Source organism: Paucibacter sp. PLA-PC-4 (assembly GCF_026241155.1).
In the GTDB taxonomy this organism is placed as follows: domain Bacteria; phylum Pseudomonadota; class Gammaproteobacteria; order Burkholderiales; family Burkholderiaceae_C; genus Roseateles_E.
In genome coordinates, this window is sequence record NZ_JAPFGP010000007.1 from 297,094 (window position 1) to 303,414 (window position 6,321).

The 6,321-nt window shown below is 65.3% G+C and carries 6 protein-coding genes and 1 pseudogene; all 7 read right to left on the bottom strand.

Annotated elements, in window-relative coordinates:
* Positions 1 to 138: 138 nt before the first annotated feature.
* Complete coding sequence (locus tag OOZ63_RS13515; RefSeq protein WP_266006039.1) at positions 139 to 1,125, bottom strand: Bug family tripartite tricarboxylate transporter substrate binding protein; 987 nt, start codon at positions 1,123 to 1,125, stop codon at positions 139 to 141.
* 24 nt (positions 1,126 to 1,149) lie between these two features.
* The gene (locus OOZ63_RS13520; protein ID WP_266006040.1) at positions 1,150 to 2,211 is read right to left on the bottom strand and encodes a porin; all 1,062 of its coding nucleotides are present in this window, start codon (positions 2,209 to 2,211) and stop codon (positions 1,150 to 1,152) included.
* Positions 2,212 to 2,311: 100 nt separating this feature from the next.
* A complete protein-coding gene (locus OOZ63_RS13525; RefSeq protein ID WP_266006041.1) occupies positions 2,312 to 3,283 on the bottom strand; it encodes a Bug family tripartite tricarboxylate transporter substrate binding protein in 972 nt (323 codons plus the stop codon).
* Between the two features lie 55 nt (positions 3,284 to 3,338).
* Positions 3,339 to 4,319, bottom strand: coding sequence for a Bug family tripartite tricarboxylate transporter substrate binding protein (locus tag OOZ63_RS13530; protein ID WP_266006042.1), 981 nt, complete (start codon positions 4,317 to 4,319; stop codon positions 3,339 to 3,341).
* Positions 4,316 to 5,242: an amidohydrolase family protein gene (locus OOZ63_RS13535; protein WP_266006043.1), complete on the bottom strand. Its 927-nt coding sequence runs from the start codon at positions 5,240 to 5,242 to the stop codon at positions 4,316 to 4,318. Before OOZ63_RS13535 ends, OOZ63_RS13530 begins: the two co-directional genes overlap by 4 nt.
* Positions 5,239 to 6,132, bottom strand: a complete 894-nt coding sequence (locus OOZ63_RS13540) for a DUF1932 domain-containing protein (protein ID WP_266006044.1) — start codon at positions 6,130 to 6,132, stop codon at positions 5,239 to 5,241. The genes OOZ63_RS13535 and OOZ63_RS13540 overlap by 4 nt, the downstream gene beginning before the upstream one ends.
* Positions 6,133 to 6,136: 4 nt before the next feature.
* Positions 6,137 to 6,321, bottom strand: a pseudogene (locus tag OOZ63_RS13545) (4-carboxy-4-hydroxy-2-oxoadipate aldolase/oxaloacetate decarboxylase); the annotation flags it as partial.

Genomic DNA, 6,321 nt, shown 5'->3' on the forward strand with positions numbered 1-6,321 from the left:
ATGGACTCAAGAGACCAACGGTTAAAAGGTCGGCCCGGCAATTCAAACCGACTCCGGGCTCTTGTTCGCGTGATTGCGACTGCGCCCGGGGTTAGCGGTGGATTTTAGCAAGGGGTGGCGATGGCCCTGCGGGCCGGCCTACTCGGCCTCGATCTTTGCGTTCTTGATCACTTCGCCCCAGCGCTTGATGTCGCTGGCCAGCAAGGCCTGAGCCTGGGCTGGCGTGCCAGCCTGCAGCCGCATGCCCAGTTTCTCCAGCTTGGCGATCACCGGGGTAGACGTCATAGCCTCCCTGATAGCGCCGTTCAAACGTGCAACGATAGCGGGCGGGGTGCCAGCTGGCACCGCGATCGCGTTCCATGAGCTGACGTTGTAGTTGGCGATGCCGGCCTGTTGCATCGTCGGCACGTCGGACAGGGCCGGGTTGCGCTGGTTGCCGGTGACGGCCAGGGCCTTGACGACCCCGGCACCGAGATGCGGCAGCATCGGCCCGACGATCTCCAGCGCTAGATCGATCTCGCCGCCGCGCAGCGCCATCAGTACCGCCGGAGAGCCCTTGTAGGGTACCGTCAAGAACTCAGCGTCGCTGACCGTCTGAAACAGCTTGCCGGCCAGATGCTGGGTGCTTCCGGCCGAAATGGTGCCTACGGTGAGTTTGCCGGGATTGGCCTTGGCGTACTGCATGGCCTGCTGGAGCGAGCTGAAGCGCGAGTTGGACGGCACGAACACCGCCAGATCGAAGAAGCCCAAGGTCGAGACCGGGGTCAGGTCTCTCATCGTGTCGTAGGGCAGCTTCTTGAACAGGCCCACGCTGACCGCATTGCCATTGCTCATCAGCAGCAGTGTGTGGCCATCGGGTTTGGAGCTGGCCACCGCCTGGGTTGCGATGATGCTGCCGGCGCTGGGCCGGTTGTCCACTATCACCGGCTGCCCCAGTGTCTTGGCCATGGCCTCGGCCGCCGCGCGGGCCGTGACATCAGCGACGCCACCAGGCGCGAACGGCACGATCAGCGTGATCGCACGGCTCGGGTAGGTCTGGGCCTGCAAGGGCCCCGCCAGCCCGGCAAGCAGACCGGCGGCCAAAAGCACTCGGCGAACGCGGCCATTCTTGGTTTCTTGTTTCATCAGATCTATCTCCTGGCTGAATTATCAGAAGCGGTGGCGCAGACCGACCGTCAACGCGCTCTGGCTGCCCTTGGTGCCCATGAATGTTGGCTTGGCATAGCCGTCTTCGACTTGGTTGTTGTCGAGCACCGAATAGGCATCGGTACGGCGCGAGAAGGCATAGGCCACCTGCACATAGCTGACCTTGCGCGACCCCGCCAGTGCCGCACTGCCGCTTTGCTCGTCGGATAGATGGGCCGCGCTCAGCGTGATCTGCGGCGTCAATTGGTAGTTGGCGCCCAGGGTCCAGACTTTGTTGACCTGTGGGCTGAGCTCGTTGCTGCGGCGCATTGCGCCAGCGAACAAGGTCAGCGCCTCGTTGAGCTTGTAGTTGCCGCCCAGGCCGAGGATCTTGCGAGTCTCGGTGCCGGTCACGTTGTTCAACTGCTGGACGTAGGCACCGACGAAGATCGGCCCGCTGGCGTATGAGGCCGACAGTGCCCAGGAGCCGTTGTCATCGCTGCCGGCCACTTCACCAAAGGTCTTGGAAACAGTCAGGTCCACGCCGCCGAGCTTGGCATCGACTCGCAACATATTGTCCTGGCGGGCGATATGGTGGCTGCTAAAAACCGATAGGGCAAGGTTGTTCGGGTTGCCCTGGGGCTGGAAGCGTCCAGTCAAACTGTGGGCGACGGTGTATTGCCGACCGAGCTTGACGCCCCAGCTCTTGCCCACAAGACCCAGATGGATCTCGCGGCCCCAGAAGCGTGGCGAGGCCTGGGCCTGCCCGAAGTCGGCGGTTGGCGTGGCTTGCAGCGAGACCCCACTACTGGGATCGAAGCCGGACTCCATTGTCAGCACTGCGGCCAGGCCCTCGCCCAGGTCCTCGCGGGCCCGCAAGCCCAGGCGGCTGCCGGTGAAGATGCCGTCTTCCATCGTCGTGCGCGAGGCGCGGTCGGCGGTGACGTTGTTGGCGTGGCGGGTGGCGGCGTCGAAGATGCCGTATATCGTGACGCTGCTTTTACTGCCTTGTGCAGCGCTCGGTAGGGCCAGGCCTAGGCAGGCCAGGCCGGCTGCGCAGGCGGTGATGCGGGTCGTGTGTTTCATTGTGTCTCCTGTTGGTTTTTCAATGCGGCGGCCTGACCCGCTGTGCCAGGGCCTGTGGCGCGCTGTTCTTCTCTGGGAACTGGACGGGCGGCGCTGCGGCTCAGTCGGTCTTGACCTGGCCGGCCTTGACGACCTCCGCCCAGCGCGGAATCTCGCGGGCAATCAGCTCGGCATAGGCTTTGGGCGGAGTGGGAATGGGAATCGCGCCTTCGGTGGCGAGCTGCTTGGCGACATCGGGCAGCAGCAGGATCTTGTTGATCTCCGCGTTGAGCCGGGTCACGGCGGCGGCGGGCGTCCCTGCCGGGGCGACAAAGCCGTACCACTGGTCGGCGTCGAATCCGGGGAAGCCGCTCTCGGCCACCGTCGGCACCTCGGGCAGTGCAGCCAGGCGCTGGCTGCTGGAGACCGCAAGAGCACGCAGGCGGCCACTGCGCACATGGGGCAGCACCACCGGCGCGCCGGTGAATGTGGCATCCACCTGGCCGCCCATCAGGTCGTTGATCGAGGGCGCTGTACCGCGATAGGGGATGTGCAGCATGAAGAGCTTGGCGCGCAGCTTCAGGTATTCCATCGTGATGTGGGCCGCGCTGCCATTGCCGCCCGAGGAATAAGTCATTCGGCCCGGCTTAGCCTGCACTGCCGCGGTGAATTCGTGGAGCGACTTGATTGGTGAGCCAGCGCTGACCACCAGAATATTGGGCACACGGGCCACCCAGGCCACCGGCGCGAAGCTCTTGATCGGGTCGTAGGGCAGCTTCGGGTACAGCGCCGGGTTGACCGCCAGCGTGCCGATATGCCCCATCATCAAGGTGCTGCCATCGGCCTCGGCTCGGGCGGCTTCGGCGGCGCCGGTGGAGCCGCCGGCGCCGGGCTTGTTCTCAATCACCACGGTCTGTCCCAGTGCCACGCCCAGCTTGTTGCCGATGGCGCGGGCCAGAATGTCGGTAGACCCACCGGGCGGGAAGGGCACGATGATGCGCAAGGTCTTGCCAGATTGCGCCCGTGCGACGGGCAGCACGGCGGCACTGAGGCCTGCCATCAGCAGGCTGCGGCGGGCTATTGATGGGGTCATCTTGTCTCCTGTTGTTTTCTCAGTCAGCAGCTGGGATAGCTGCCGGGGCGCTTGCTCAATCGGGTGTGATGCGAGCCGTGCGGATCAGCTTCTCGTAGCGCTGCTTTTCGCTGTCCAGCAAGGCCGCGAGCATTGCGCTGGAACCTGGCGTGACCTCGCCGCCGGAGCTGGCTAGGCGCTCGCGCACGGCGGGCACTGCCAGCGCCCTTTGCACCTCCTGATGCAGGCGACCGGCGATGGTCGGCGATAGGTTCTTGGGCCCGATCAGGGCGTACCAGACCGAGGCTTCGAAGCCTGGGTAGCCCGACTCGGCGATCGTCGGCGCATCGGGGTAGATCGGCGAGCGCTTCGCACTCAGCGCGGCCAACACCTTGAGCTTGCCGGTCTTGGCATGGGGCAGCACCTCCAGCGCGTTGACCGCCACGGTTTGGATGTGGCCGGCGATCACGTCGTTCATTGCCTGCGATCCGCCTTTGTAGGGCACATGGGTGAAGCGCACGCCGGCCGCATGGGCAAACATCTCGATGCCTAGATGCGGGGTCGAGCCATTGCCAGGGGAGCCGTAGGTGATGGACTCGGGCTTGCTTTTGAGCTGGGCGACCAGGTCCTTGATCGAGGCAATCGGTGCCTGGGCATTGGCAGCCAGCACCACCGGAACCCGGCCAACCTGGGCAATCGGCGTGATGTCGCGGCCGAGCTCGTAGGGAGGCGGTTGATAAAGCGAGACATTGGCCGCCAGTGCATTGGCGGCGAGCATCAGTGTGTAGCCGTCGGCTGGGCTGTCGATCAGCAGCTTGTTGGCGATATTGGTGCCGCCGCCGGGCTTGTTCTCCACGATGACGGCCTGGCCCAGGCCCGCCTGCAGTTGTTCGGCGATCGTGCGGGCGATGATGTCCACCGCGCCCCCGGGACTGTAGCCGACGATGATCTTGATCGTGCGGTTGGGATAGTTCTGTTGTGCCTGTGCGGATCCGATGGCGGTCAAGGGCAGCAGACAGGCTACGACGATGCGACGGGTCAGGGAGGTTTTCATCATTTCGTGCTCTCTTCGGGCCAATAAAGCCGCATCGGGTTGTCGACCAGCAGGCGCTGCTGGAGTTCGGGGGTGCTCGCGATCTGGGCCACGAAGTCCACCAGCAAGCCGTCATCCGGCATGTGATCCTTCAGATTGGGATGTGGCCAGTCTGTGCCCCACAGCACACGATCCGGGAACTCGGCCAGCACGCGCTGCGCGAAGGGCAGCACATCGCGATAGGGCTTGGCCTGCCCGTGCAAGGCCGCAGGGCCGCTGAGACTCAAGCGCTCAGGGCAGCTGAGCTTGGTCCAGACATTGCTGTGCTCGCGCAGCAAGCGCAGGAACAGCGTGAATTCGGGCCCGTCGACCGGCTGGCTGACATTGGGGCGACCCATATGGTCGATAACGACCACCGTTGGCAGCGCGGTGAAGAAGTCCCACAGCTCGGGCAGATCGGCGGACTCGAAATAGACCACCACATGCCACCCCAGTTGGGCGATGCGCCTGGCGATGTCCACCAACTCGTCCTTGGGCGTGAAGTCCACCAGGCGGCGCACGAAGTTGAAGCGCACGCCGCGCACACCCAGCGCGTGCATGCGCTGCAGCTCGACGTCGCTGATGTCGCGCCGCACCGTGGCGACTCCGCGGGCACGCCCCTCGGAGCGGACCAGCGCGTCGAGCATGGCGCGGTTGTCCGCGCCATGGCATGTCGCTTGCACGACGACATTGCGACTGATGCCCAAATGGTCGCGCAGTGCGAACAACTGATCGGCGCTGGCGTCGCAGGGCGTGTACTTACGCTGCGGCGCGTAGGCGAATTCGGCGCCGGGGCCGAACACATGGCAATGCGCATCGACGGCGCCGGCCGGCAACTGCAAGCGCGGCTTGGACGGGCCGGCATGCCAGTCCAGCCAGCCGGGTGTTTTCTCGAAGCAACTACTCATGCCTTGTCTTTCAGATGCTGGAGCAGGTGGTCGGCCTCGACGCGCCAATCGCTGCTTTGTGCGAATCCGGAATTGCCACGGGGGCCGAACACGCCGATATCAGCCAGATCGGCAACCCAGGCCTGGCGTTCAGCGGTGCCGGCAGCACTCCAGGGGTCGAGTCCGGCCTCGCGCACGGTCTGCGCCACCTCGCGCAGCTCCTCGCTGCGGCGCCGGCCGTGCTCGATTGCGCGCTGGAAGAAGTAGCTGGCCTGCCGTTCCCAGTCGATGGCCGGGAAGGTCTCGTGCAGCGACGCGATCAGCGCATCCTCGACACCGTAGTGGCGTGCCGCAGAAAAGCTCTCGATCACCATCGCTTCCAGACCCTTGATCAGAACGCTTCGACACATCTTGGTGGCCGAGGCTACGCCCAGCTGCTCGCTGGCGACCTGGGCCGCGAAGCCCAGCTCATTCAGCGGCACCAGCAGCGCCTGCGCATGCGGGCCGCCCAGCAGCAGCGGCACTTTGATGCGGTAGGGCGGCACGCTCGTCATCACCGCACCTTCGACATAGCGGCCGCCAGCGGCGCTGACCAGCGCGGCTGCGCGGGCCTTGGCGCCGGGCGAGGCCGAGTTCATGTCGAGAAAGAAGCAGCCGGCTCTCAGGCCCGCGCTCGCCGCTTCGGCCACCGCGACGGTCTGGCTGGCTGTCACCGCACTGATCAGCAGATCGCTGCGCGCTGCAAGATCGGCCGCTGAGGCGGCCAGTTCGACGCCGTAGCTGTCGGCATGGTCCTGGATCGCCGATTTCAGGTCGTAGGCGCTGACGGTCTGGCCTTGGGCGCGCAGATCCTCCGCCAGGATGCGCCCGACCTCGCCATAGCCAATCAATCCAATCTGCATGTTCGCCATCCTGTCAATCGACATAGCGAAGCCCGGCCAGGGCCAGCAGCTCGCGCATCTTGTACATATCCAGGCCGAGCACGCCGGCGGCCAGTTGGTCGCGCTTGGCTGCCTCAAGGGCTTCGCGTGCGCTGGCGGCTTGCAGCGTCTGCGCGGCCCGCGCGGCCGGCACACAAACCACGCCGTCATCGTCGGCAA

Coding starts and splice junctions, on each gene's coding strand:
- OOZ63_RS13515 (WP_266006039.1), bottom strand. CDS start 1,125: ATGAAACAAGAAACCAAGAATGGCCGCGTTCGCCGAGTGCTTTTGGCC.
- OOZ63_RS13520 (WP_266006040.1), bottom strand. CDS start 2,211: ATGAAACACACGACCCGCATCACCGCCTGCGCAGCCGGCCTGGCCTGC.
- OOZ63_RS13525 (WP_266006041.1), bottom strand. CDS start 3,283: ATGACCCCATCAATAGCCCGCCGCAGCCTGCTGATGGCAGGCCTCAGT.
- OOZ63_RS13530 (WP_266006042.1), bottom strand. CDS start 4,319: ATGATGAAAACCTCCCTGACCCGTCGCATCGTCGTAGCCTGTCTGCTG.
- OOZ63_RS13535 (WP_266006043.1), bottom strand. CDS start 5,242: ATGAGTAGTTGCTTCGAGAAAACACCCGGCTGGCTGGACTGGCATGCC.
- OOZ63_RS13540 (WP_266006044.1), bottom strand. CDS start 6,132: ATGGCGAACATGCAGATTGGATTGATTGGCTATGGCGAGGTCGGGCGC.